This window comes from Staphylococcus hominis subsp. hominis (genome assembly GCF_002901845.1).
Lineage (GTDB): Bacteria > Bacillota > Bacilli > Staphylococcales > Staphylococcaceae > Staphylococcus > Staphylococcus hominis.
Map to the genome: position 1 here is coordinate 168,625 of NZ_PPQE01000025.1, position 26,445 is coordinate 195,069.

Sequence of the window (26,445 nt, forward strand, 5' to 3'; positions counted from 1 at the left end):
TACATGAAAGGTCCAAGTATCGTAGTTAAAGGTGCAAGAGCACATAACTTAAAAGATATCGATATTGAGTTACCAAAGAACAAACTTATAGTGATGACTGGTCTCTCTGGGTCGGGAAAATCATCACTTGCATTTGACACAATATATGCTGAAGGACAACGTCGCTATGTAGAATCGTTAAGTGCCTACGCACGACAATTTTTAGGACAAATGGATAAGCCAGATGTTGATACCATTGAGGGACTATCACCTGCAATTTCAATTGACCAAAAAACGACAAGTAAAAACCCGCGTTCTACAGTAGCTACTGTGACTGAAATATATGATTACATTCGATTATTATATGCACGTGTGGGGAAAGCATTTTGTCCATATCATGGAATCGAAATTGAATCGCAAACCGTGCAGCAAATGGTAGATCGTATATTAGAATTAGAAGAAAGAACTAAAATTCAAATTTTAGCTCCTTTAGTTTCACATAGAAAAGGGAGCCATGAAAAATTAATTGAAGATATTGGCAAAAAGGGATATGTCAGATTACGTGTCGATGGTGAAGTGGTCGATGTAAACGAGGTTCCTGCACTAGATAAAAATAAAAATCATACTATTGAAGTAGTTGTAGATCGTTTAGTTGTAAAATCAGGAATAGAAACAAGATTAGCAGATTCAATAGAAACAAGTTTAGAGCTAGGTGAAGGAAACCTTACTGTTGATGTCATTGGTGGAGAAGAGCTCAAATTCTCTGAAAATCATGCTTGTCCAATTTGTGGATTTTCTATAGGTGAATTAGAACCTAGAATGTTTAGTTTTAATAGCCCATTCGGTGCTTGTCCAACATGTGATGGATTAGGTCAAAGACTTACAGTAGATCTAGATTTGGTTGTTCCTGATACTAATAAAACTTTAAATGAAGGTGCGATTGAACCTTGGGAGCCTACAAGTTCCGACTTTTATCCAACATTATTAAAACGAGTATGTGAAGTTTATAAAATTAATATGGATAAGCCATATAAAAAATTGACTGATAGACAAAAAGATATTCTTATGAATGGGTCAGGCGATAAAGAAATTGAGTTTTCATTTCATAGTCGAAATGGAGGCACACGTCGTAGAAAAATGAAATTTGAAGGCGTAGTCCCTAATATAGATCGACGTTATCACGAATCACCATCAGAATATACACGTGAAATGATGAGTAGATATATGACTGAACTTCCATGTGAAACATGTCACGGTAAACGTTTAAGTAAAGAAGCACTTTCAGTATATGTTGGTGGATACAATATTGGCGAAGTTGTAGAATATTCAATTAAAAATGCACTCAAATTTTATGAGAATATAGAGTTATCAGAGCAAGACAAAGCGATTGCTAAACAAATTTTAATTGAGATTATTTCAAGATTAACATTCTTAAATAATGTAGGGCTTGATTATTTAACACTGAATCGTTCTTCAGGAACACTATCAGGTGGAGAAGCACAACGTATTCGTCTTGCTACTCAAATTGGATCACGATTGACAGGCGTGCTTTATGTATTGGACGAACCTTCTATCGGATTACATCAACGCGATAATGATCGTTTAATCAATACATTAAAAGAGATGAGAGATTTAGGTAACACACTCATTGTAGTTGAACATGATGACGATACGATGAGAGCAGCCGATTACCTTGTTGATGTCGGACCTGGTGCAGGTAATCATGGCGGTGAAATTGTCTCAAGTGGGACTCCTAAAAAGGTAATGAAAGACAAGAAATCCTTAACTGGTCAATATTTGAGCGGTAAAAAACGTATTGACGTCCCGGAACATCGCAGAGAAGTTACGAATCGTAAAATCTCAATTAAAGGTGCAAAAAGTAATAATTTAAAAGATGTTGATGTAGATATTCCATTGTCAGTAATGACGGTTGTAACAGGTGTTTCTGGATCAGGTAAAAGTTCATTAGTTAATGAAGTGTTATATAAATCATTAGCTCAAACAATTAATAATTCTAAAGTTAAACCTGGAGAGTATGATGAGATCAAAGGTATTGATCAATTAGATAAGATTATAGATATTGATCAATCACCTATAGGAAGAACACCACGTTCTAACCCGGCGACATATACAGGTGTATTTGATGACATTAGAGATGTTTTTGCTCAAACGAATGAAGCTAAAATTAGAGGATATCAAAAAGGACGCTTTAGTTTTAATGTTAAAGGTGGTCGTTGTGAAGCTTGTAAAGGCGATGGCATTATTAAAATAGAAATGCACTTCTTACCAGATGTATATGTGCCATGCGAAGTGTGTGATGGCAAACGATACAATAGAGAAACTTTAGAAGTCACATATAAAGGAAAAAATATTGCAGATGTATTAGCAATGACAGTAGAAGAAGCGACTTATTTCTTTGAAAATATTCCTAAAATTCATAGAAAATTACAAACACTTGTAGATGTAGGATTAGGCTATATTACTCTAGGGCAACAAGCAACCACACTTTCTGGTGGGGAAGCACAACGTGTGAAACTGGCTTCAGAATTACACAAACGTTCTACAGGACGATCAATTTATATCTTAGATGAACCTACTACAGGTCTTCATGTTGACGATATCAGTCGATTATTAAAAGTATTAAATCGCCTTGTGGAAAATGGAGATACAGTGGTTATTATTGAACATAATTTAGATGTTATTAAAACAGCAGATTATATTATAGATTTAGGACCAGAAGGCGGAGAAGGTGGCGGTACTATCGTTGCAACTGGAACGCCAGAAGACATTGCAAGTGTGGAAGCTTCTTATACAGGTAAGTACTTAAAAACAGTGTTAGAACGTGATAAAGTGCGAGATGAATAAAATAGAATTTAATGTGCGATAGTGCTTTTTTAGAGTATAAATGAAGTAGAATATCATTTTAATGGTTTTGAAAAAAGGAGTAGAAAAATAATTTTCTACTCCTTTTTTATATAACATATTGTTATATTTTTGATATGATAAGAGATGAATTAATTCAAGGGAATTTTGAGGTGAACTCATGTTAACGACAGAGAGATTGGTTAAAGTATTAAAACTGAAGCTATTTACTGGAGAAAAAGGATTAAATAAAACAATTAAAAATATTGATATTTCTAGACCTGGTTTAGAAATGGCAGGTTATTTTTCTCATTATGCAGCAAATCGTATTCAATTATTAGGTACCACTGAATTATCATTTTACAATTTATTACCAGATGAAGAAAGACGAGGACGAATGAGAAAATTATGTCGTCCTGAAACCCCAGCAATTATTGTGACAAGAGGATTAGAGCCTCCTCAGGAACTGATTGAAGCGGCTCAAGAAATGGAGACACCTTTGATTGTTTCTAAAGATGCTACGACAAGTTTAATGAGTCGATTAACGACATTTTTAGAACATGAGTTGGCTAAAACGACCTCTCTACACGGCGTTTTAGTAGACGTATATGGTGTAGGCGTATTGATTACAGGAGACTCTGGCATCGGAAAAAGTGAAACAGCATTAGAATTAGTAAAACGAGGTCATCGTTTAGTAGCAGATGATAATGTTGAAATTCGCGAAATTACGAAAGACGAATTGATTGGTACACCACCTAAGTTAATTGAACATTTATTAGAAATACGTGGACTAGGAATTATCAATGTCATGACTTTATTTGGAGCGGGGTCAATTCTAACCCAAAAACAAATACGGTTAAATATAAATCTTGAAAATTGGGATAAGAATAAATTATATGATCGCGTTGGCTTAAATGAAGAAACGTTAAAGATTTTAGATACGGAAATAACTAAAAAAACAATCCCTGTAAGACCAGGAAGAAACGTTGCTGTTATTATAGAAGTAGCTGCAATGAATTATCGTTTAAATATCATGGGTATTAATACAGCTGAAGAATTTAATCAACGTTTAAATGAAGAAATTCTCAAGAATGGGAATCAGAATGAAGGGATATAGTATATGTTTTTTAATTTGAATTATATCAATCCTACTGCTATCGATATAGGTCCTTTATCGATAAAATGGTATGGAATTATTATTGCAGTAGGAATATTGATTGGATATTTTATTGCTCAAGAAAGCTTGAAATCTATAGGATTACATAAAGATACATTAGTAGATATTATTTTTTATTGTGCAATTTTCGGATTTCTAGTTGCAAGAATTTATTTTGTTATATTTCAATGGCCTTATTATATGGAAAATCCATCAGAAATACCTAAAATTTGGCATGGCGGGATAGCTATTCACGGTGGATTAATAGGTGGCTTTATTACTGGAATTATTCTATGTAAATTGAAAAATCTTAATCCTTTTCAACTTGGAGATATTGTTGCACCAAGCATTATATTAGCTCAAGGTATAGGGCGATGGGGCAATTTTATGAATCATGAAGCTCATGGCGGACCAGTATCAAGAACATTTCTAGAAAATATGCATATTCCAGAATTTATTATTCGAAATATGTATATTGAAGGTGTATACTATCATCCTACTTTTTTATATGAATCTATTTGGGATATACTTGGTTTTATTATATTAATTACTCTTAGAAAGTATTTACGCGTTGGAGAAACATTTTCATTATATCTCATTTGGTATTCAATAGGGCGCTTCTTCGTTGAAGGATTACGAACAGACAGTTTAATGTTAACAAGTCATATTCGCGTAGCTCAACTTGTTTCAATTATTTTAATTATTATTGGTATGACTTTGATTATCTATCGTCGAATAAAATATCAACCAGCTATTTATAAAAATGCTGGACCATTAACTTGGAATTCAAGAGGGAAAGTAAAATAATGAGACGATTAACTATTATTAATACACAGTCGATGAATCCCTTATGGCGCATTTACCAATTTGTTCGTTTTTCTAAAGTGTTAAAAAATACAGTAATAATAGAAATAAGTCGATTTATTCCTTTTTTAAATGTGAAACGATATGTTTATATTCATTTCTTGAAGATGTCAATTGGGGAACGAACTGCATTTGCCTATAAGGTAATGCCTGATATTTTTCATCCCCAGTTAATATCTATTGGCAGTAATACTGTTATTGGTTATAATACAACAATATTAACGCATGAAATTTTAGTAAATGAGTATCGTTATGGACGAGTGGACATTGGTTCTCATACTTTAATTGGAGCAAATGTGACCATTTTACCTGGAGTGAAAATCGGTCATAACGTTATGATTAAAGCAGGTACTATCGTCTCTAAAGATGTTCCCAATGATACTATTGCTTTTGGAAACCCCATGCAAATTCATAATAAATAAGAAAGTGGTGACAAAGCATGGCACGAAAGGAACAAAAAATTATTCCAATGACTTTTGATGAGAATTTTTATCGAAAGATGGCAGATCAAAAATATAAACAGAGAAATTATAGAAAAGCAGCTGAATATTATGGAAATGTGCTAGATTTGTCACCTGAAGATTTTGATATAAAACTTAAGTATGCCGATTGTTTAAATGAATTGAATTTGAATAAAAAAGCAGAAAAAATGTTTTATGAAAGCATTATAAATGATCATAATGTATCAGAAAGTTATTATCAATTGAGTCAGCTGAATATTAAACTTAATGAGCCAAACAAGGCCTTCTTGTTTGGTATTAATTATGTAGTTTTATCAAATGATGATTCTTTTAGAGAAGAATTAGAAAACATGTTCGAAGTTTCTTATATTGAAGAAAATAAAATTGAAATGGAAGCACAATTATTTGCAGTTCAATTATTATTTCAATATTTATTCGCTCAAGGACGGTTACAAGAAGCACGAACGTATATTTTAAAACAAAACGATGATATTCAGTCGCATCGCGTTATTAGAAATTTACTAGCAATGTGTTATCTTTATTTGAGTGAATATGAGATTGCTAAAGAATTATTCGAAACATTGCTTGCTGAAGATAACTCGGATGTTCATGCACTATGTCATTATACATTGCTATTATATAATACTAATGAAACAGAGAAGTATCACAAATATATAAAAATATTAAATAAAGTGATGCCGATGAATGAAGATGAAAGTTTTAAGTTAGGTATTGTACTAAGTTATCTTAAACAGTACAAAGCGTCTCAACAACTTTTATTACCTTTATATAAAAAGGGTAAGTTTGTTTCAGTTCAAATGTTTAATGCTTTAAGTTATAACTATTATTACTTAGGAAATAAAGAACAAAGTAAACTATTTTGGGATAAATTATTGCAAATTTCTGAAGTAAATGTGGGGTATGCCCCATGGGTATTAGAAGAAAGTAAATACACATTTGAACAAAAAATATTACCTTTATTATTAGATGATGACAGTCATTATCGATTATATGGCGTATTTTTATTAAATCAGTTAAATGGAAAAGAAATACTAATGACTGAAGACATTTGGTCAGTATTGGAAAACATGAATGACTATGAAAAGTTATATTTAACTTACTTAGTTCAAGGATTACATTTAAATAAGCTTGATTTTATTCATAAAGGCTTAAAGAAAATATATGACGTTGAAGAACTATCGTTTGATACAGAATTATTTGTCAGTTGGATTGATAAAGGAGAAGCTTTAATCGTTGAAGGCGTTAATTTTAAAGAGTTAAATAGATATATTGCGGCACATGTTTATTTATATTACCGTTATCATAAAAAGCATATAACTAAAAAGAAAATTATTGAAATTTTTAATACTACAAGATATAAATTAGATAACGCAATTGATAAATTATTGAGCATATAAATTTATGAAAAGCAAATAATACTATATAATGCGCGTATTAATATAAACGTAGGAGGTATAAAAATGAACGAAGTAGATTTTGATGTTGCGATAATTGGGGCTGGACCAGCTGGAATGACTGCTGCAGTTTATGCATCACGTGCAAATCTAAATACAGTGATGATTGAACGCGGTATGCCTGGAGGACAAATGGCAAATACGGAAGAAGTTGAAAATTTTCCAGGCTTTGAAATGATTACAGGTCCAGATTTATCAACAAAAATGTTTGAACATGCGAAAAAATTTGGTGCTTCTTATCAATATGGAGATATCAAATCAATTGAAGATAATGGCGATCACAAAGTGATTAATCTAGGAAATAAAACAATAACAGCTAGAGCAGTGATTATTTCAACAGGTGCAGAATATAAAAAAATTGGTGTCCCTGGTGAACAAGAATTAGGTGGTCGTGGTGTAAGTTATTGTGCAGTATGTGATGGCGCATTCTTTAAAAACAAAAATATATTTGTTATTGGTGGCGGCGACTCAGCGGTAGAAGAGGGTGCATTCCTTACTAAATTCGCTGATAAAGTAACAATTGTTCATCGAAGAGACGAACTAAGAGCCCAAAAAATTCTACAAGATCGTGCATTTAAAAATGAAAAAATTGATTTTATTTGGAGTCACACTTTGAAATCAATTAATGAAAAAGATGGAAAAGTAGGATCTGTAACGTTAGTTTCAACAAAAGATGCGTCTGAGCAAACGTTAGATGCAGACGGTGTCTTTATTTATATTGGTATGAAACCTCTAACAGCACCATTTAATAATTTAGGTATTACAAATGATATGGGCTATATTATTACAAAAGATGATATGACTACTTCTGTACCAGGGATTTTTGCAGCTGGAGACGTGAGAGATAAAGGATTACGTCAAATCGTAACTGCTACAGGTGATGGTAGTATTGCTGCACAAAGTGCAATTGATTATATCGAAGAATTAAATGATAAAGAAGAAGCTTAAGATATTAATTAAAGCTAGAATAATCACTTCTGATAGAAGTATTATTACTAGCTTTTTTCTTAGCAGTAAAGTCGATACAAATTGTTAGCAATGTAAAAATATATGCTATGATGTTATATAAATATATGTATGATTAAATGGATGGTGCTTAGAATGGTTAATCAAATAAATGATGAAATGAGCAAAAGTGAACTATTAGTTATTACGGGATTGTCTGGCGCTGGTAAATCATTAGTTATTCAATGTTTAGAAGATATTGGCTTTTTCTGTGTAGATAATTTACCGCCTATATTACTACCTAAACTTGTGGAGTTAATGGAGCAAGGTAATCCTTCACTTCAAAAAGTAGCAATTGCAATTGATTTAAGAGGAAAAGAGTTATTTAAATCACTTGTAGATGAAATTGATGCAATTAAAACGCGAAATGATGTTATTGTAGATATTATGTTTTTAGAAGCTACAACTGAAAAATTAATTTCTAGATATAAAGAATCACGTAGAGCGCACCCTTTAAATCAAAATGGTCAAATGTCTTTAATTGATTCAATTCTAGAAGAACAACAATTGCTTTCAAATATTAGGTCAATAGCGAATTACATTATTGATACTACAGAGTTAAAGCCTAAAGAATTAAAAGAAAGAATCAAACGTCGTTTCGCCAATGAAAAAATGAATTCATTTAGTATTAATGTAACTAGTTTTGGATTTAAACATGGTATTCAGAAAGATGCTGATTTAGTATTCGATGTACGTTTTTTACCTAATCCATATTATGTTGAAGACTTGAGACCGATGACTGGAGAAGATGAAGCAGTTTATAATTATGTGATGAAATGGAAAGAAACTGAAACTTTCTTTGAAAAACTAATGGATTTACTTATTTTTATGATTCCAGGTTATAAAAAAGAGGGTAAATCGCAACTGGTTATAGCAATAGGGTGTACCGGCGGACAACATCGCTCTGTAGCCTTAGCTAAGCGTATCGGAGAAGAGTTAAATGATATATTTGATTATAATGTGTATGTTCATCATAGAGATGCACATATTGAAAGTGGCGTGAAGAAATGAAACAGTTGAAAGTAGTACTAATCGGAGGAGGTACGGGACTCTCAGTACTAGCTAGAGGATTACGAGAATATCCAATAGATATCACTGCTATTGTTACAGTCGCAGATGATGGTGGTAGTACAGGTAAAATTAGGGATGAAATGTCTATTCCTGCTCCAGGAGATATTAGAAATGTCATTGCAGCGCTAAGTGATGCGGAACCTATTCTAGAAGAATTATTTCAGTATCGTTTTGAAGAACATCAAATTGAAGGTCACTCATTAGGTAATTTATTACTTGCAGCACTCACAAATATAAAAAATGACTTTGGTCATGCAGTGAAAGAATTAAGTAAAATTTTAAACATTAAAGGAAAAGTGATTCCATCTACTAATACTAATGTTATGTTAAATGCTGTATTAGAAGATGGTGAGATTGTTGAAGGTGAATCTAAAATACCTAAAAAAAATAAAAAAATTCGACGTGTCTATTTAGAACCATCTAATGTAGAACCCATGCAGGAAGCTGTTGATGCTTTACAAGAAGCGGATTTAATTGTTCTAGGTCCTGGTTCACTGTATACGAGTGTAATTTCAAATTTGTGTATTGAAGGTATTTCTAAAGCAATAATAAGTTCACAAGCACCGAAATTATACATATCTAATATTATGACTCAACCAGGAGAAACAAATGATTATGATGTCTACGATCATATTAAAGCTATTCATCAACATGCTGGAGAACCATTTATTGATTATGTTATTTGTAGTAATGATGCATTTGATGAACAGATTCTTCAACGATATAAAGAACGTAATGCTCATCCTGTTAATATGAATAAAATAAAATTAACAGAAAATCATATTAAAATGATTACTTCTAAAAATCTTGTAGAAGTTTATGACCACGTCCTCGTTCGTCATAATACAAAGGTGCTTGCTAACCTTATATATGATTTAGCACTTGAATTAACAAGTACAATTCAATTTAAACCTAAAAAATAAATTTTAATGAATTTAAAAATAATTTGATATAGAGTGTTATATATTTTGAGATGTTAATTACATATAATAATGATGATGAGAAAAGGAGGGAGCATCAATGAGTTTTGCATCAGATATGAAAAGTGAATTGACCCGTATTGAAGTCGATGAAAGTAATGCTAAAGCTGAACTTAGCGCTTTGATTCGGATGAACGGTGCACTCAGTTTATCTAATCAACAATTTGTAATTAATGTTCAAACTGAAAATGCGACTACGGCTCGAAGAATATATTCATTAATTAAGCGTATTTTTAATGTGGAAGTAGAAATTTTAGTACGAAAAAAAATGAAATTAAAAAAGAATAATATCTATATTTGTCGAACTAAAGTACGTGTTAAAGAAATACTTGATGAATTAGGTATTTTAAAAAATGGTATTTTTGTTCATGATATTGATGCGAGTATGATTAAAGATGATGAAATGCGTAGAAGCTATTTAAGGGGAGCATTTTTAGCGGGTGGATCAGTAAACAACCCAGAAACCTCTTCCTACCATTTAGAAATTTTTTCTCAATATGAAGGGCATGCTGAGGGATTAACTAAACTAATGAACAGTTATGGATTAAATGCTAAGCATTTAGAACGAAAAAAAGGAAGTATCTCTTATTTGAAAGAAGCGGAGAAAATTTCTGAGTTTTTAAGTTTGATAGGGGGGTACCAAGCACTATTAAAATTTGAAGATGTAAGAATAGTGAGAGATATGAGAAACTCTGTCAATAGACTAGTAAATTGTGAAACAGCTAATTTAAATAAAACTGTGAGTGCAGCTATGAAACAAGTACAAAGCATTCAATTAATTGATGAAGAAATAGGTTTAGATAATTTGCCTGATCGTTTAAGAGAGATTGCAAAATTACGAGTAGAACATCAAGAAATTTCTTTGAAAGAATTAGGAGAAATGATATCAAATGGGCCTATTTCTAAATCAGGAGTAAATCATCGCTTACGAAAATTAAATGAACTCGCTGATAAAATTAGAAATGGAGAAAAAGTCGAATTATAAAATAAAATGTGTTTTAAAAAATAGGATGAAACATTAATATAACGTTTCATCCTATTTTTAATAATAGCCCCCTCGAGAGGAATCGAACCTCTATCTTAAGAACCGGAATCTTACGTGCTATCCATTACACTACGAGGAGTATAATATAAAAACTAATTTCTGTACTAAATATATAATTAACAGTACAATTTGAATATATGAATAGTGTATAAAATTATAAAACGCAACGTCAAATAAATGTAAAGGTATTATTTTTGACCATTTTTGACTTTTATTGTAAAATAAATATAACAGTTAATTACAAGGAGGAAATATAATGAATTTAATTCCTACAGTTATTGAAACAACAAATCGTGGTGAACGCGCATATGATATTTATTCTCGTCTATTAAAAGACCGCATTATTATGTTAGGCTCAGCAATTGATGATAATGTTGCAAATTCAATTGTATCACAATTATTATTCTTACAAGCTCAAGATTCTGAAAAAGATATTTATTTATACATCAATTCTCCAGGTGGTAGTGTAACAGCAGGATTTGCTATTTACGATACAATTCAACACATTAAACCAGATGTACAAACAATTTGTATTGGTATGGCTGCGTCAATGGGATCATTCTTATTAGCAGCTGGTACAAAAGGTAAACGTTTTGCCTTACCAAACGCTGAAGTTATGATTCATCAACCATTAGGTGGCGCTCAAGGTCAAGCGACAGAAATTGAAATTGCTGCTAACCATATCTTAAAAACACGTGAAAAATTAAATCGTATTTTAGCTGAACGTACAGGTCAAAATATTGAAACAATTCAAAAAGATACTGATCGTGATAACTTCTTAACTGCTGATGAAGCAAAAGAATATGGTTTAATTGATCATGTAATGCAACCTGAAGATATGTAAATAGAATTGTTTAACATGTAAAAAAGGAAGAGCATTGATGCTCTTCCTTTTTTTATGGTTTTTTAGTTTTTAATAAATAATGTATAGCTACAAACCCTAATAATAATCCTATAATAATAAAGAAGAAAGATAAAAGTACCATAATAATACTCTTTTCGAAAGCAAAGATACCATTTAAAATTAAAAATACACTAGCGATAAGTAGTAAGATATACGTTAACTTGTTGTCATTCATTACTAAATCTCCAAATACTATTCGTTAATTAAGTCTTCAAGTGCAACTTTTAAATTATTATATCTAAAATTAAACCCTAATGCTTCTAATTTATTAGGTAAGACTTTTTGAGTATCGAGAACTACTGTCGACATTTCTCCTAGTACAGCACGCATAATTAATGATGGCACCCACGTTTCATGTGGTTTATGCATCGTACGTCCAAGTGTATAACCAAATAAATTTTGACGTTCAGGAATTGGAGAAGCCATATTAAATGGACCTTTTGCATTTGATTCGTCAATTGTAAATAAAATCGCACGCACTAAGTCATCTATGTGAATCCAAGAATACCATTGACGGCCAGAACCTAATTTTCCGCCTACGTAGAATTTATATGGTAGTTTCATCGTTTGAAGTGCGCCACCTTCAGAAGACAAAATCATACTAAATCTTCCCAATATAACACGTGTACCAAAATTTTCGAAACGACGAGCAAATCGTTCCCATTGATAAACGACATCTGACAGGAAATCAAAAGGAAGTGTTTGATATTGTTCTGTATAAGTTCGATGTAAACTTGGAGGATAATAACCCATAGCACTTGCATTAAAAAGCACTTCAGGTTTATGTTGCCGTTGCTCAAATAAATGAACTAAAGATTCAGTCGATTGAATACGACTTGTCATAATCGTTTGTTTGTAAGAGGATGTCCAACGTTTATTTAATGTAGCTCCTGCTAAATTAATGACTACATCAATATCTGGTACTTGATTTTCCCATCCTTTTTTAGACCAGTTAACATACGTAATCTTAGGCTCATCACTTTGTTTATCACTACGAGTTAAAATTGTAATATGAGCCTCTCTTTTTTTAATTTCATTTACTAAATGACTACCTACCATTCCAGTTCCACCAGTAATTAAAAATTGTTTCATTTACTAACACCTCATTTTTTATAAAGAAAATAAATTTTTTTAATGACAATGTAGAGAAAGATGCTCAAAAAGCATTCAAGATTATGTCATTAACTTTAGAAAATACGGTCATTAAATTACCTAAATTTAGCTATAATATAAGTATAGCTTTGCTATAGAGAATAGTAGAATATTTAAAAAGTATGTTTATACTTTTAATATACTAATTTACAAAACAAAAGTCATTTTAATTTCTTTCTATTCTCTTCTCTTTCAAGTTTCTATTATATTACTTTATAAATAAGATTAAGAATAATATGATTATAGGAATTAAAATGCCAATAAATATATCAAATTTTGAGTTTTTACTTTCATCAAAATCATCATTACTTAACATCATAGATTTAATTTTATTGCTTGAATGATGTTTGAATAATGTGTTAAAAGTATCTTTTTTCATTTTGTCACTCCAAAATTTACATCATATTGATAGTATAGTTATTTATATATGATGTTATCATGTATAATTGAATGAGTATTCCATTTATATATGTACTTAAGTATTTTTAATATTTTTTTAAAAGGAAATAATGTAAAATAGATTGCTATATTAAAGGATGAATAGATAATTAAGAAGTGAGGGAGTCCATGTCAAAAAAAAATAGAAATCTTAAAGACTATGAAGCACATGAAAAGAAAAAAATGAGTGGTATTTCTAAAATAATTAGTACACTTATTGTGCTTCTATTACTTGGTGGATTGGTGTTTGCAGTTTTTGCTTTTGTGGATAATTCAAACAGAGTCAATGAACGTTTAAATAATCAGTCAACGGAAGAACATAAAGATAAGAAAGATAAAGATACTAAAAGTAATAAAAAGAATGAAGAAAGTACGCAAGAAAATACAACAAGTGAAAACAATACAAATAATAGTAAAGAAAATAAATTAGATAACGTAAAAAATCCAAATGTAACTGATAACTATTCTAATGAGCAAAATAATTCAATAAAAGTACAACCTACTAATCAAGGTAAAACAGCACAAACGCAACAATCTTCTAAAGAAACATCTACAAAACAACCTAATACAAATCAAATTCAAAGTACTCAACAAAAAGAAAACTCACAAACTCAACAAAAAGAAAACTCACAAACTCAACAAAAAGAAAACGCACCAACTCAAGAAAAAGCAACGCAAGAAGAAACAGATAAATCAAATGAAAACACTCAGTCAAGTCAATCTTCTCGTTCTAAGGATTCAACTGAAACATCACAACATAAGTCAAGTAACAATGACACAACTACTACACAAGAACGAGCTAATACAAATCAATCATCCCAAACACAAAAATCAACGATGCAACCATCTACTACCGAACCTAAAACACAATCATCTAGTTCAACTACTTCAGAATCAAAAAGTAATACCCAACAATCTCAAAGATCTTCAAACGAAGAATAAAAAAAGACCTAGGTATATACACATTTTACCATGTGTGTATCTCTAGGTTTTTTTAAAATATCCAGTTAAGCAAGAATGTTAAGATAATTGAAAGAACAATCGATATAAAAATAGAAGAGAAACAACCAAAAGGACAACCACAACCATAGTGATATCGTATTGTATTGTGATGTTCAGAAATATCTCGATATTCTTGTTCTCTTTTAAAATAGTCATCATCTTTATATCTATTATCAGAAGGATCTAAAACTTCTACATCCTTATTGTCTTTATATTTCAAAGTGATTCCTCCTATCTAGTTAATGTTTAAATTATAATTCATCATTTTTGAAAAACCTATCTATAAGGTTAACTCTATTGCATTTACTATACCCTATTTTAAATATTTAACAGATTATTTAAAATAATAAAGGTTTTCACTTGCTTTTTTATAACGACAATAGTAGTATTGCAATTGTAAAGAGGTTGAATTTTGTCCCACCTGGGACAAAAAAAGTCAAACCCCCTCTAACTCTCGATTACCTTTTGAGAAAATAGGAGGAAGGTAGTAGTGAAAGACCTGATTAAACTACAACAAAAGTTGGTTCCTGACTTAGTTGATAAAATGTATCGACGTTTCTCTATCTTAACGACAATTTCAAATAATGAACCTGTTGGACGTAGAAGTTTAAGCGAACATATGGATATTACAGAAAGAGTCTTAAGAACAGAAACAGACATATTAAAAAAGCAAAATCTTATACAAGTAAAATCAACTGGTATGGAAATCACTGAAGAAGGTACAAAAGTACTTAATCAATTAAGTGATTACTTTAAAGTGTATAAAGATGATAATCACTACGCTAAACATATTAAGTCCAACTTCGGAATTAAAGAAGTATATGTCATACCTGGAAATGCTGACATGCATGAAGAAGTTAAGTCTGAGATGAGTAGACAAGCAGGTCATTTACTAGAAGATATATTGTATGAAGATGCAATTGTATCAGTGACAGGTGGATCAACAATGGCTAATGTTAGCCGAGCAATGCATTTATTACCATTTAATGTGTTTTTTGTTCCTGCACGTGGTGGTCTTGGTGAAAATATGGTTTATCAAGCAAATACAATTGCAGCAAGTATGGCACAACAAAGTGGTGGTTATTATACCACGCTATATGTACCAGATAATGTTAGCGAATCAACATATAATACATTGCTGATGGAACCATCAGTTGTGCATACATTAGAAAAAATTAAACAAGCAAATATAACAATACACGGTATTGGTGATGCGCTGAAGATGGCGCACCGTAGACAATCATCTGATGAGGTGATTGAAAGACTTCAACATCATCAAGCCGTTGGAGAAGCTTTCGGATATTATTTTGACGCTCAAGGTCATGTAGTTCAAAAAGTAAAAACTATTGGATTACAACTTGAAGATTTAGAAAGCAAAGATTTTATATATGCTGTTGCTGGCGGCATGTCTAAGGGAGAAGCTATCAAAGCATATCTCAGTATTGCCCCCAAAAATACAATATTAATTACTGATGAAGCAGCAGCTAAAGTAATACTAAATAAGGAATAAAAAGTTATTTAACTTTTTAAATATCATTTTAAAGGAGGCCATTATAATGGCAGTAAAAGTAGCAATTAATGGTTTTGGTAGAATTGGTCGTTTAGCATTCAGAAGAATTCAAGACGTAGAAGGTATTGAAGTAGTTGCAGTAAACGACTTAACAGACGACGAAATGTTAGCTCATTTATTAAAATATGACACTATGCAAGGTCGCTTTAACGGAGACGTAGAAGTAGTTGAAGGTGGTTTCCGTGTAAATGGTAAAGAAGTTAAATCTTTTGAAGAACCAGATGCAAGTAAATTACCATGGGGCGATTTAGATATCGACGTAGTATTAGAATGTACTGGTTTCTATACAGAAAAAGAAAAAGCTGAAGCACACATTAATGCAGGAGCTAAAAAAGTATTAATTTCTGCTCCAGCCAAAGGTGATGTTAAAACTATCGTATTTAACACAAACCACAAAGACTTAGATGGATCTGAAACAGTAGTATCAGGTGCTTCATGTACTACAAACTCATTAGCACCAGTTGCTAAAGTTTTAAATGACGAATTTGGTATTGTTGAAGGTTTAATGACAACTATCCATGCTTACACTGGTGACCAAATGACTCAAGATGGTCCACACAGAAAAGGTGACAAACGTCGTGCACGTGCAGCAGCACAAAACATCGTACCTAACTCAACAGGTGCAGCTAAAGCTATCGGTAAAGTAATTCCTGAAATCGATGGTAAATTAGATGGTGGAGCACAACGTGTACCAGTAGCTACTGGTTCATTAACTGAAGTAACAGTTGTATTAGAAAAAGAAGTAACAGTTGAAGATGTTAACAAAGCAATGAAAAATGCTGCTGACGAATCATTCGGTTACACTGAAGATGAAATCGTATCATCAGATGTTGTTGGTATGAACTTTGGTTCATTATTCGATGCAACTCAAACTCGTGTCATCTCAGTTGGCGACAAACAATTAGTTAAAGTAGCTGCTTGGTATGACAACGAAATGTCTTATACTTCTCAATTAGTACGTACTTTAGAATATTTAGCTGAATTAACTAAATAATTTCGTAGCCTAGTTTAATAAAACTTGTGCTCAGTACACTTATATAAAATGTTGAATTAAGTTAGCTTATGAGTAAGCGGGGAGCACTAACGCTTCTCCGCTTATTTTTATATTAATAATTCCTATTTAAAGGAGGAAATTATAATGGCAAAAAAAATTGTTTCTGATTTAGACTTAAAAGGAAAAGTTGTACTTGAACGTGCTGACTTTAATGTACCTTTAAAAAATGGTGAAATTACAAATGATAACCGTATTGTTCAAGCTTTACCAACAATTAAATATATTTTAGAACAAGGCGGTAAATTGGTATTATTCTCTCACTTAGGTAAAGTTAAAGAAGAAAGTGATAAAAAAGAGTTAACTTTAAAACCAGTAGCAGATTCATTAACTGAAAAATTAGGCAAAGAAGTTGTGTTTGTTCCAGAAACACGCGGTGAAAAATTAGAATCTGCAATTAAAAATTTAAATGAAGGCGATGTATTATTAGTTGAAAATACTCGTTTTGAAGATTTAGACGGTAAAAAAGAATCTAAAAATGATCCTGAATTAGGTAAGTATTGGGCATCATTAGGTGATGTGTTTGTAAATGATGCATTTGGTACTGCACACCGTGAACATGCTTCAAATGTTGGTATTTCTACTCATCTAGAAACAGCTGCAGGTTACCTAATGGAAAAAGAAATTAAATTTATTGGTGGTGTGGTAAATGACCCGCATAAACCAGTTGTGGCTATTTTAGGTGGTGCTAAAGTATCTGACAAAATTGGTGTTATTAAAAATTTAGTGAATATCGCTGATAAAATCATTATTGGTGGCGGTATGGCATATACATTTTTAAAAGCACAAGGTAAAGAAATTGGTCTATCTTTATTAGAAGAAGATAAAATTGACTTTGCTAAAGAACTTTTAGAAAAAAATGGCGATCAAATTGTATTACCTGTTGATTGTAAAGTAGCTAAAGAATTTTCAAACGATGCTAAAATCACTGAAGTATCTATTGATGAAATTCCAAGTGATCAAGAAGCAATGGATATTGGACCAAAAACAATAGAGTTATTTACTAAAGAATTACAAGGTGCTCATACAGTAGTATGGAACGGACCTATGGGTGTATTTGAATTTAGTAATTTTGCTAAAGGTACAATTGGTGTATGTAAAGCAATTGCTAACTTAGAAGATGCAATCACAATTATCGGTGGCGGTGATTCAGCAGCGGCTGCAATTTCACTAGGATTTGAAGAGGATTTCACTCATATTTCAACTGGTGGCGGTGCTTCATTAGAATACCTTGAAGGTAAAGAATTACCTGGTATCAAAGCAATTAACGATAAATAATATTTATTTAAATCATAAAAATGTTTCTTTTATGATTTTCATGGGAAAACAATAAAAGAACGTAAATATTTATAATTAATTTTAAATTTATTAATAATAGGAGTGTCAATAATGAGAAAACCAATCATAGCTGGTAACTGGAAAATGAATAAAACAGTTCAAGAAGCTAAAGACTTTGTAAACAATTTACCTACATTACCTGATGAAAAGGAAGTTGAATCAGTAATTTGTGCGCCAACAATTCAATTAGATGCATTAATCTCTCTAGTGAATGATGGCAAAGCAAAAGGATTAAAAATTGGTGCTCAAAACACTTATTTTGAAGATAATGGTGCATATACAGGAGAAACTTCTCCAGTGGCATTAGCTGATTTAGGTGTTAAATATGTCGTTATTGGACATTCAGAACGTCGTGAATTATTCCATGAAACAGATGAAGATGTAAATAAAAAAGCACATGCAGTATTTAATCATGGAATGACACCAATTATTTGTGTTGGTGAAACAGATGAAGAAAGAGAAAATGGCAAAGCTAACCAAGTAGTAAGCAACCAAGTAAAAGAAGCAGTAAAAGGCTTGTCAGAAGATCAACTTAAAGAAGTTGTCATTGCTTACGAACCAATTTGGGCAATCGGTACTGGTAAATCAGCTACTTCAGAAGATGCAAATGAAATGTGTGCACAAGTACGTAAAACAGTAGCAGACGTGTCTAGTCAAGATGTAGCTGATGCGACTCGTATTCAATATGGTGGTAGTGTGAAACCAAATAATGTTAAAGAATATATGGCTCAATCAGATATCGATGGTGCATTAGTTGGTGGCGCATCACTTAAAGTAGATGATTTTGTACAATTGTTAGAAGGTGCTAAATAATTATGGCTAAACAACCAACAGCATTAATTATTTTAGACGGTTTTGCTAACCGTGAAAGTGAACATGGTAATGCAGTAAAACAAGCGCATAAACCCAATTTCGATCGTTATTACAACACATATCCTACGACTCAAATTGAAGCAAGTGGTTTAGATGTTGGCCTTCCCGAAGGTCAAATGGGTAACTCTGAAGTAGGTCATATGAATATAGGTGCAGGTCGTATTGTCTATCAAAGTTTAACTCGTATTAATAAATCCATTGAAGATGGTGATTTCTACGAAAATGAAGTGTTAGGTAAAGCAGCTCAACACGTTAAAGATCACGACTCAGCATTACATGTATTTGGTTTACTTTCAGATGGCGGTGTTCACAGTCATTACAAACATTTATTTGCATTATTAGAACTTGCTAAACAAAAAGGTTTAGATAAAGTGTATGTACATGCATTTTTAGATGGTCGTGATGTAGATCAAAAATCAGCAATTAAATATATTGAAGAAACAGAAGCTAAATTTAAAGAACTTGGTGTAGGTCAATTTGCATCGATTTCAGGTCGTTATTACGCTATGGATCGTGATAAACGTTGGGATCGTGAAGAAAAAGCTTATAATGCTATTCGCAATTTCGAAGGACCTTCTTATGCGAGCGCTAAAGAAGGTGTAGAAGCGAATTATGAAAATGACGTTACAGACGAATTTGTTGAACCTTTCATAGTTGAAGGACAAAATGAAGGTGTTCAAGATGGTGATGCTGTTATCTTCTTCAATTTCCGTCCTGATAGAGCAGCACAATTATCTGAAATATTTACAAATAAAGCATTTGACGGCTTTAAAGTTGAGCGTGTAAATGATTTATTCTATGCAACATTTACTAAATATAATGATAATGTTGATGCAGAAGTCGTATTTGAAAAAGTTGATTTAACTAATACAATTGGTGAAGTTGCTCAAAATAATAATTTAAAACAATTACGTATTGCAGAAACTGAAAAATACCCACATGTTACTTATTTCATGAGTGGTGGACGTAATGAAGAATTTGAAGGTGAACGTCGTCGCTTAATCGATTCACCTAAAGTTGCTACGTATGATTTAAAACCTGAAATGAGTGCATACGAAGTTAAAGATACATTGTTAGAAGAGTTAGACAAAGGTGATTTAGATTTAATTATTTTAAACTTTGCTAACCCTGACATGGTAGGTCATAGTGGTATGCTTGAACCAACAATCAAAGCAATTGAAGCAGTAGATGAATGTTTAGGTGAAGTGGTTGATAAAATTTTAGATATGAATGGCTATGCAATAATTACAGCTGACCATGGTAACTCAGATCAAGTTTTAACTGATGATGATCAACCTATGACTACTCATACTACAAACCCAGTTCCAGTAATTGTTACTAAAGAAGATGTAACATTACGTGAAACTGGTCGTTTAGGTGACTTAGCACCTACATTACTAGACTTATTAAATGTTGAACAACCGTCAGACATGACAGGTGAATCTTTAATTAAGCATTAGTAAAGTTGTAAATACTAAGATGATTTAATATTATTCTTTAATATTAAGTCATCTTAGTATAAATATTTTATTAAATAACAAAAAATAGTTATAATAATTAAGGAATCTAAATTTAAAGGAGATTATTTATTATGCCAATTATTACAGATGTTTATGCTCGCGAAGTATTAGATTCACGTGGTAACCCAACAGTTGAAGTTGAAGTATTAACTGAAAGTGGTGCTTTTGGTCGTGCTTTAGTACCTTCAGGTGCTTCTACTGGTGAACACGAAGCAGTTGAATTACGTGATGGAGATAAATCACGTTATAGCGGTAAAGGTGTTACAAAAGCTGTTGAAAATGTAAACGAAATTATCGCTCCAGAAATCGTTGAAGGTGAATTTTCAGTTTTAGATCAAGTATCAATTGATAAAATGATGATTCAATTAGACGGAACACCTAACAAAGGTAAATTAGGTGCAAACGCTATTTTAGGTGTGTCTATTGCCGTTGCACGTGCAGCTGCTGACTTATTAGGTCAACCATTATACAAATATTTCGGTGGATTTAACGGTAAACAATTACCAGTGCCAATGATGAATATTGTTAACGGTGGTTCTCACTCAGATGCACCAATTGCATTCCAAGAATTCATGATTTTACCAACTGGTGCTGAATCATTTAAAGAAGCATTACGTTGGGGTGCTGAAATTTTCCATAACTTAAAATCAATTTTAAGTGAACGCGGATTAGAAACTGCTGTAGGTGACGAAGGTGGTTTTGCTCCAAGATTTGACGGTACTGAAGATGCAGTTGAAACAATCATTAAAGCGATTGAAAAAGCTGGTTACAAACCAGGCGAAGATGTATTCTTAGGATTTGACTGTGCGTCATCTGAATTCTATGAAAATGGTGTATATGACTACACTAAATTCGAAGGTGAACATGGTGCGAAACGTAGTGCAGCTGAACAAGTTGACTACTTAGAAGAATTAATTAGTAAATATCCAATCATTACAATTGAAGATGGTATGGATGAAAATGACTGGGACGGTTGGAAACAATTAACTGATCGTATCGGTGACAAAGTTCAATTAGTAGGTGACGATTTATTCGTAACTAATACTGAAATTCTTTCTAGAGGTATTGAACAAGGTATTGGTAACTCAATCTTAATCAAAGTAAACCAAATTGGTACATTAACTGAAACATTTGATGCTATTGAAATGGCTCAAAAAGCTGGTTACACTGCGGTAGTATCTCACCGTTCTGGTGAAACTGAAGATACAACAATTGCTGATATCGCAGTAGCAACAAATGCTGGTCAAATTAAAACTGGTTCATTATCAAGAACAGATCGTATTGCGAAATATAATCAATTACTACGTATTGAAGATGAATTATTTGAAACAGCAAAATTTGACGGAATTAAATCTTTCTACAATTTAGATAAATAATTTTAGTAACATACTAAAATTAATAGAGTTCACGCGTTTGCCTGTCATAGAGTTGAGACTATGACAGGCTTTTTTTAATATAAAATTTTAAATAATAGCCTCGAAGTGTAAGATTTAACTTCATTGATGAAACTGATATAATAATCCTGTAATTGAAAGAAGGAGAATTGAAGATGGATCAACAACTTAATCAGTCAAATAAAAGAGAACGTATTGCCGGTCAATGGATTGGATATAGTTCGCTTGTATTTTGTATATTATTAATTATCCATAATTTTATTGCTTTAGATGCTCACACTGCTAAAACACTGTTAACACTAGCACATCAAGAAGCATCAAGCAGTGCAGTAGATAACATTTTAAATAGTTTTAGATATACAGGTATTATGTATATTCTCGCATATTTAGCTGGAGTAATTGCTTTATGGAATCGACATAAATATCTTTGGTGGTTTATGTATGCCGTATATGTATCAAATGTATTATTTACACTTGTCAACTTAACGATGGTGTTAAATGCTATTATTGAAACAAAATCTATTTTATTTATTTTACCTATTTTAATCGTCGTGATTGGTTCAGCAATATTAGCAATATATATGTTAATTATTTCAATTGTACGTAAAAGTACATTTAATCGATAGTATTTGATAACTATATTAAGAATATGTTATAATTCGGAACGTATATAATGAACGGAGGACAATTTTCATGCATACATTATTTATGGTCTTATTAATTATTGATTGTATTGCATTAATTACTGTTGTATTACTCCAAGAAAGTAAAAGTAATGGACTTTCGGGTGCGATTAGTGGGGGCGCTGAACAGTTATTTGGTAAGCAAAAACAACGTGGCGTCGATTTATTCTTGCATAGATTAACAATTGTGTTAGCCATCATTTTCTTTTTAATAATGATTGGAATAAGTTATTTTGGTTTATAAGGTCCGACGATATCAATGTCGGGCTTTTTTATTTATAATAGAGTTAACACATTTTATAATGAAATCATTATTTTAATATGATCATCAATGCATATTTTTAAGCTATTAAGGGAATAAAATAGATTGATTATATAATGAATACAATCTATTAGTACAAAATAAAAAAGTAATCATATTATAATTTTTGTTAGAGAGGGATAAAAAATGCAAATTAAGTTACCTCAACCTTTCTTTTTCCAAGAAGGTAAAAGAGCAGTCTTACTCTTACATGGATTCACCGGTAATTCATCTGATGTAAGACAACTTGGTAGATTTTTACAAAAAAAGGGTTATACTTCCTATGCACCACAGTATGAAGGGCATGCTGCGCCACCAGAAGAGATATTAAAATCTAGTCCATATGTATGGTTTAAAGATGTACTTGATGGCTATGATTATCTTGTAGAACAAGGTTATGAAGATATAGCGGTAGCTGGATTGTCATTAGGCGGTGTATTTGCATTGAAGTTAAGTTTAAACCGTCCTGTAAAAGGTATCATAACAATGTGTGCACCTGCCGAAGTAAAAACAGAAGGTACAATCTATGAAGGTTTTTTAGAATATGCACGTAATTTTAAAAAGTATGAAGGTAAAGATCAAGCAACGATTGATAAAGAAATGGAAGATTTTCATCCTACTGAAACACTCAAAGAACTTAGTGATACGTTAAGTCGTGTGCGTAATGATGTAGATGAAGTCTTAGATCCTATATTAGTAGTTCAAGCTGAAAAAGATGAAATGATTGATCCTCAGTCAGCAAATTATATATATGAAAATGTAGATTCAGATGAAAAACAAATTAAATGGTATGCAAATTCAGGACATGTCATTACAATTGATAAAGAAAAAGAACAAGTGTTTGAAGATGTATATGAGTTTTTAGAAGGATTAGACTGGTCTGAATAAATCATAAAAATAATTGATTAAAGAAAGGAGGGGCATGATGAATTTAAAGCAATCCATTGAAGAAATTGTAAAACAACCTGATTATGAACCGATGTCTGTATCAGACTTTCAAGATGCTTTAGGTCTTAGTAGTGCCGACTCATTTAGAGAATTAATAAAGGTGCTCGTTGAACTTGAACAAGTAGGATTGGTAGAGCGAACAAAGACAGATCGCTATCAACGTAAAGCATCAAATAAGAATTTAAGTTCAAAATTAATAAGAGGTACTTTAAGTCAAAATAAAAAAGGCTTTGCTTTTTTACGCCCAGAAAACGAAGAATTTGAAGATATTTTTATTCCACCAACAAAGATTAACCGTGCTTTAGATGGAGATACAGTAATAGTTGAATTACAAAAATCCAGAGGAGAGCATCGTGGAAAAGTTGAAGGTGAAGTAAAATCTATAGAAAAACATTCTGTCACACAAGTGGTAGGTACGTATAGTGAAGCAAAACATTTTGGTTTTGTCATTCCTGATGATAAACGTATTATGCAAGATATATTTATACCTAAAGGACAGAGTCTTGGAGCCGTAGATGGTCATAAAGTACTTGTCCAAATCACAAAATATGCTGATGGCACAGATAATCCAGAAGGACATGTTTCTGCTATTCTAGGTCATAAAAATGATCCAGGAGTAGATATTCTTTCAATTATATATCAGCATGGAATTGAGATTGAATTTCCTGATGAGGTATTAAAAGAAGCGGAATCAGTCCCTGAAGAAATAAAACCCGAAGAAATTAAAGGACGAAGAGATTTAAGAAACGATCTTACAATTACAATAGATGGTGCAGATGCTAAAGATTTAGACGATGCAATTAGCGTTAAACGTCTAGATAATGGACATACGGAATTGACAGTAAGTATTGCAGACGTAAGTTATTACGTAAAAGAAGGCTCTGCGCTAGATAAAGAAGCTTATGATAGAGCAACGAGTGTATATTTAGTAGACCGTGTTATTCCAATGATTCCACACCGTTTAAGTAATGGTATCTGTTCATTAAATCCCGAAGTAGATCGTTTAACGTTAAGTTGTCGTATGGAAATAAATGAGCGTGGCGAAGTGGTGAATCATGACATATTTGATAGTGTTATTCATTCAAACTATCGTATGACGTATGATGCAGTGAATCAAATTATTACCGAAAAAAATACAGAAGTGCGTCAACAATACAGTGAAATTGTTCCAATGTTAGATTTAGCACAAGATTTATCTAATCGACTTGTCCGTATGCGTAAACGTCGTGGTGAAATTGATTTTGATATTAATGAAGCTAAAGTATTGGTCAATCAAGAAGGCCTACCTACAGATGTAATATTGCGAGAACGTGGTGAAGGAGAGCGTTTAATTGAATCATTTATGTTAGCAGCCAATGAAACAGTTGCTGAACATTTTAACAAATTAGAAGTGCCATTTATTTATCGTGTTCATGAACAACCAAAATCAGATCGATTACGCCAGTTCTTCGACTTTATTACTAATTTTGGTATTATGGTTAAAGGCACAGGCGAAGATATTCATCCTTCAACATTACAATCTATCCAAGAAGAAGTTGAAGGTCGTTCTGAGCAAATGGTTATTTCAACAATGATGTTACGTTCAATGCAACAAGCACATTATGATGATACGAATTTAGGTCATTTTGGCTTGTCAGCAGAATATTATACACATTTTACTTCTCCGATTCGTCGTTATCCAGATTTAACTGTCCATCGCTTAATTCGTAAGTATCTTGTCGATCACTCTATGAATCATAAAGAGATGCATCAATGGGAAGAAACATTACCAGAATTAGCAGAACATACATCTCAACGTGAACGTCGTGCAATTGAAGCAGAAAGAGATACAGATGAGTTGAAGAAAGCAGAGTATATGATTCAACATATTGGCGATGAATTTGAAGGTATTGTAAGCTCTGTTGCCAATTTTGGTATGTTCATTGAATTACCAAATACGATAGAAGGTATGGTTCATATTTCTAATATGACAGATGATTATTATCAATTTGATGAACGACAAATGGCATTGATAGGTGAACGACATGCTAAAGTGTTTAGAATTGGTGATGAGGTAACAGTTAAAGTTACTCATGTAGACGTAGATGAACGCATGATAGATTTCCAAATTGTTGGCATGCCATTACCTAAAAAGGATAAATCACAGCGTCCTGCTCGTGGAAAAACGATTCAAGCTAAAACACGTGGTAAATCTTTAGATAAATCTAAAGATAATCTTCAAAAAAACAAAAAGAAAAAGCGTAAACAACGTAAGGGTAAAAATCAACGTCAACGTGATAAACAAAGCTCAACTAAGCATAAACCTTTTTATAAAGATAAACATATTAAGAAAAAAGCGCGTCGTAAGAAAAAATAATCAGCAAAGAGGTGACA

General features: G+C 32.0%; 25 protein-coding genes and 1 tRNA gene. 21 read left to right on the forward strand and 5 right to left on the reverse strand.

Going from position 1 to position 26,445, the window contains the following annotated elements; translation table 11 throughout:
* Positions 1 to 3: 3 nt before the first annotated feature.
* From uvrA to whiA, 9 genes are all read left to right on the forward strand, one after another.
* A complete protein-coding gene (gene uvrA / locus CD034_RS02385; protein WP_049432226.1) occupies positions 4 to 2,844 on the forward strand; it encodes an excinuclease ABC subunit UvrA in 2,841 nt (946 codons plus the stop codon).
* 178 nt (positions 2,845 to 3,022) lie between these two features.
* The gene (gene hprK / locus CD034_RS02390; protein WP_002448148.1) at positions 3,023 to 3,958 is read left to right on the forward strand and encodes an HPr(Ser) kinase/phosphatase; all 936 of its coding nucleotides are present in this window, start codon (positions 3,023 to 3,025) and stop codon (positions 3,956 to 3,958) included.
* A 3-nt stretch (positions 3,959 to 3,961) separates the two neighbouring features.
* Positions 3,962 to 4,804, forward strand: a complete 843-nt coding sequence (gene lgt / locus CD034_RS02395) for a prolipoprotein diacylglyceryl transferase (protein WP_002455612.1) — start codon at positions 3,962 to 3,964, stop codon at positions 4,802 to 4,804.
* Positions 4,804 to 5,283, forward strand: a complete 480-nt coding sequence (locus tag CD034_RS02400) for an acyltransferase (protein WP_002455611.1) — start codon at positions 4,804 to 4,806, stop codon at positions 5,281 to 5,283. The genes lgt and CD034_RS02400 overlap by 1 nt, the downstream gene beginning before the upstream one ends.
* A gap of 17 nt (positions 5,284 to 5,300) precedes the next feature.
* Positions 5,301 to 6,740 carry a tetratricopeptide repeat protein gene (locus CD034_RS02405; protein WP_002448040.1) on the forward strand — a complete coding sequence of 480 codons (1,440 nt, stop codon included), beginning with the start codon at positions 5,301 to 5,303 and terminating at the stop codon, positions 6,738 to 6,740.
* Positions 6,741 to 6,803: 63 nt separating this feature from the next.
* Positions 6,804 to 7,745, forward strand: coding sequence for a thioredoxin-disulfide reductase (trxB, locus tag CD034_RS02410; RefSeq protein ID WP_002448085.1), 942 nt, complete (start codon positions 6,804 to 6,806; stop codon positions 7,743 to 7,745).
* A gap of 153 nt (positions 7,746 to 7,898) precedes the next feature.
* A complete protein-coding gene (gene rapZ / locus CD034_RS02415; RefSeq protein WP_064206819.1) occupies positions 7,899 to 8,813 on the forward strand; it encodes an RNase adapter RapZ in 915 nt (304 codons plus the stop codon).
* Positions 8,810 to 9,796, forward strand: a complete 987-nt coding sequence (mgfK, locus tag CD034_RS02420; protein WP_002455608.1) for a gluconeogenesis morphogenetic factor MgfK — start codon at positions 8,810 to 8,812, stop codon at positions 9,794 to 9,796. Before rapZ ends, mgfK begins: the two co-directional genes overlap by 4 nt.
* A gap of 97 nt (positions 9,797 to 9,893) precedes the next feature.
* Positions 9,894 to 10,838 carry a DNA-binding protein WhiA gene (gene whiA, locus CD034_RS02425; protein WP_002448139.1) on the forward strand — a complete coding sequence of 315 codons (945 nt, stop codon included), beginning with the start codon at positions 9,894 to 9,896 and terminating at the stop codon, positions 10,836 to 10,838.
* A 67-nt stretch (positions 10,839 to 10,905) separates the two neighbouring features.
* Here the strand turns inward: whiA and CD034_RS02430 are convergent.
* A tRNA-Arg gene (locus tag CD034_RS02430) sits at positions 10,906 to 10,977 on the reverse strand.
* 177 nt (positions 10,978 to 11,154) lie between these two features.
* Between CD034_RS02430 and clpP the strand changes: the two genes are divergently transcribed.
* Positions 11,155 to 11,742, forward strand: a complete 588-nt coding sequence (gene clpP, locus CD034_RS02435) for an ATP-dependent Clp endopeptidase proteolytic subunit ClpP (protein WP_002448228.1) — start codon at positions 11,155 to 11,157, stop codon at positions 11,740 to 11,742.
* A gap of 52 nt (positions 11,743 to 11,794) precedes the next feature.
* Here the strand turns inward: clpP and CD034_RS02440 are convergent, their stop codons facing one another.
* From CD034_RS02440 to CD034_RS11145, 3 genes are all read right to left on the reverse strand, one after another.
* Positions 11,795 to 11,977: a hypothetical protein gene (locus CD034_RS02440; protein ID WP_002448125.1), complete on the reverse strand. Its 183-nt coding sequence runs from the start codon at positions 11,975 to 11,977 to the stop codon at positions 11,795 to 11,797.
* A 17-nt stretch (positions 11,978 to 11,994) separates the two neighbouring features.
* Positions 11,995 to 12,894, reverse strand: a complete 900-nt coding sequence (locus CD034_RS02445) for a TIGR01777 family oxidoreductase (RefSeq protein ID WP_002455607.1) — start codon at positions 12,892 to 12,894, stop codon at positions 11,995 to 11,997.
* A 268-nt stretch (positions 12,895 to 13,162) separates the two neighbouring features.
* The gene (locus CD034_RS11145; RefSeq protein WP_002448117.1) at positions 13,163 to 13,333 is read right to left on the reverse strand and encodes a hypothetical protein; all 171 of its coding nucleotides are present in this window, start codon (positions 13,331 to 13,333) and stop codon (positions 13,163 to 13,165) included.
* A 188-nt stretch (positions 13,334 to 13,521) separates the two neighbouring features.
* On the opposite strand from CD034_RS11145, the gene CD034_RS02450 reads away from it, so the two are divergent.
* Positions 13,522 to 14,334 carry a hypothetical protein gene (locus tag CD034_RS02450; RefSeq protein WP_037554472.1) on the forward strand — a complete coding sequence of 271 codons (813 nt, stop codon included), beginning with the start codon at positions 13,522 to 13,524 and terminating at the stop codon, positions 14,332 to 14,334.
* Between the two features lie 52 nt (positions 14,335 to 14,386).
* Here the strand turns inward: CD034_RS02450 and CD034_RS02455 are convergent, their stop codons facing one another.
* Positions 14,387 to 14,614, reverse strand: coding sequence for a hypothetical protein (locus CD034_RS02455; RefSeq protein WP_002448224.1), 228 nt, complete (start codon positions 14,612 to 14,614; stop codon positions 14,387 to 14,389).
* A gap of 270 nt (positions 14,615 to 14,884) precedes the next feature.
* Between CD034_RS02455 and CD034_RS02460 the strand changes: the two genes are divergently transcribed.
* The 10 genes from CD034_RS02460 to rnr all read left to right on the forward strand — a co-directional run bounded on the left by CD034_RS02460 (position 14,885) and on the right by rnr (position 26,428).
* Complete coding sequence (locus CD034_RS02460) at positions 14,885 to 15,904, forward strand: sugar-binding transcriptional regulator (RefSeq protein WP_002455605.1); 1,020 nt, start codon at positions 14,885 to 14,887, stop codon at positions 15,902 to 15,904.
* A gap of 46 nt (positions 15,905 to 15,950) precedes the next feature.
* Positions 15,951 to 16,958: a type I glyceraldehyde-3-phosphate dehydrogenase gene (gap, locus tag CD034_RS02465; protein ID WP_002455604.1), complete on the forward strand. Its 1,008-nt coding sequence runs from the start codon at positions 15,951 to 15,953 to the stop codon at positions 16,956 to 16,958.
* 144 nt (positions 16,959 to 17,102) lie between these two features.
* Positions 17,103 to 18,293 carry a phosphoglycerate kinase gene (locus CD034_RS02470; protein ID WP_002455603.1) on the forward strand — a complete coding sequence of 397 codons (1,191 nt, stop codon included), beginning with the start codon at positions 17,103 to 17,105 and terminating at the stop codon, positions 18,291 to 18,293.
* 111 nt (positions 18,294 to 18,404) lie between these two features.
* On the forward strand, positions 18,405 to 19,166 hold the full coding sequence (tpiA, locus tag CD034_RS02475) for a triose-phosphate isomerase (protein ID WP_049432213.1): 762 nt from the start codon (positions 18,405 to 18,407) through the stop codon (positions 19,164 to 19,166).
* A gap of 2 nt (positions 19,167 to 19,168) precedes the next feature.
* Positions 19,169 to 20,686 carry a 2,3-bisphosphoglycerate-independent phosphoglycerate mutase gene (gpmI, locus tag CD034_RS02480; RefSeq protein WP_002448105.1) on the forward strand — a complete coding sequence of 506 codons (1,518 nt, stop codon included), beginning with the start codon at positions 19,169 to 19,171 and terminating at the stop codon, positions 20,684 to 20,686.
* A 131-nt stretch (positions 20,687 to 20,817) separates the two neighbouring features.
* Positions 20,818 to 22,122, forward strand: a complete 1,305-nt coding sequence (eno, locus tag CD034_RS02485; protein ID WP_002448208.1) for a surface-displayed alpha-enolase — start codon at positions 20,818 to 20,820, stop codon at positions 22,120 to 22,122.
* A 173-nt stretch (positions 22,123 to 22,295) separates the two neighbouring features.
* Complete coding sequence (locus CD034_RS02490) at positions 22,296 to 22,766, forward strand: hypothetical protein (protein ID WP_002455601.1); 471 nt, start codon at positions 22,296 to 22,298, stop codon at positions 22,764 to 22,766.
* Positions 22,767 to 22,833: 67 nt separating this feature from the next.
* Complete coding sequence (secG, locus tag CD034_RS02495; RefSeq protein ID WP_002448159.1) at positions 22,834 to 23,067, forward strand: preprotein translocase subunit SecG; 234 nt, start codon at positions 22,834 to 22,836, stop codon at positions 23,065 to 23,067.
* A 204-nt stretch (positions 23,068 to 23,271) separates the two neighbouring features.
* Positions 23,272 to 24,012 carry an alpha/beta hydrolase gene (locus tag CD034_RS02500; protein WP_002448246.1) on the forward strand — a complete coding sequence of 247 codons (741 nt, stop codon included), beginning with the start codon at positions 23,272 to 23,274 and terminating at the stop codon, positions 24,010 to 24,012.
* A gap of 37 nt (positions 24,013 to 24,049) precedes the next feature.
* Positions 24,050 to 26,428 (forward strand): ribonuclease R, encoded by a 2,379-nt coding sequence (gene rnr, locus CD034_RS02505; protein WP_002455600.1) that lies wholly within the window; start codon positions 24,050 to 24,052, stop codon positions 26,426 to 26,428.
* Positions 26,429 to 26,445 lie beyond the last annotated feature (17 nt).